Source organism: Brevinematales bacterium (genome assembly GCA_026415355.1).
Taxonomy (GTDB): Bacteria; Spirochaetota; Brevinematia; order DTOW01; family DTOW01; genus SKYB106.
Genome location: JAOAHF010000062.1, coordinates 1 through 704 on the forward strand (window position 1 = coordinate 1; position 704 = coordinate 704).

Consider the following 704-nt stretch of genomic DNA (forward strand, 5'->3'; position numbering starts at 1 on the left):
GTATTACGACAAGTAAAAAGGTTGGAAAGAGTGTAAAAAGAAACAGGATCCGGAGGCTCATCAGGGAAAACTACAGGTTGTTTGAGGATTTTATAAGGCCGGGATATGACTTAGTTTTTGTTTCGAGAGTAACGGAAGAACTCCCCGGTTTTACGGAAATTCGCAAAGAGATGAAGTTCTTATTTAAGAAGTTAAACGTATTTGACCAGGAGAAATGGAATTGCTTAAAAGGTGTTTAATATTTTTGATCAAGCAGTATCAAAAATGGATATCTCCGATGAAAGCTCCTAGTTGCAGGTTTTATCCTACCTGTTCCCAATATGCCATAGAAGCTGTGAGCAAGTATGGCTGCATGAAAGGTGGATACCTGTCGGTGAAAAGGATACTAAAATGTCATCCTTTTCATCCGGGCGGATATGATCCGGTCAAATAGGATTAAGGCAAAGGTAGTGTAAATGCTGATGAAATGCGAAGTACAGTCATCAGTAGTTTTATTCGTGAAAGTAAAGGAGAAAAATCAATGCTCGATTTTATATCTTATCCGTTAGGATCATTTCTGCATTTTATATATAACAACATGGCTTTTTTAAGTTATGGACTTTCAATCATTATTTTTACGTTCTTTATTAGAATTGTATTACTTCCGCTTACTGTAAAGCAGTATTCTTCCATGGTAAGAATGCAGGAAGTTCAACCTCAAATTC

Annotated in this window: 3 protein-coding genes; all 3 read left to right on the top strand. The window is 36.5% G+C overall.

What is annotated here, in order from left to right; genetic code table 11:
* On the top strand, nucleotides 1–239 hold a 239-nt coding region (rnpA, locus tag N2712_08045), incomplete at its 5' end, for a ribonuclease P protein component (protein ID MCX8029928.1).
* Nucleotides 240–277: 38 nt separating this feature from the next.
* Nucleotides 278–433 carry a membrane protein insertion efficiency factor YidD gene (gene yidD, locus N2712_08050; protein MCX8029929.1) on the top strand — a complete coding sequence of 52 codons (156 nt, stop codon included), beginning with the start codon at nucleotides 278–280 and terminating at the stop codon, nucleotides 431–433.
* An 87-nt stretch (nucleotides 434–520) separates the two neighbouring features.
* On the top strand, nucleotides 521–704 hold a 184-nt coding region (locus N2712_08055; GenBank protein ID MCX8029930.1), incomplete at its 3' end, for a YidC/Oxa1 family membrane protein insertase.

Excerpts from the sequence above, each read along its gene's own strand:
- yidD (MCX8029929.1), top strand. The coding sequence starts at position 278 with ATGAAAGCTCCTAGTTGCAGGTTTTATCCTACCTGTTCCCAATATGCC.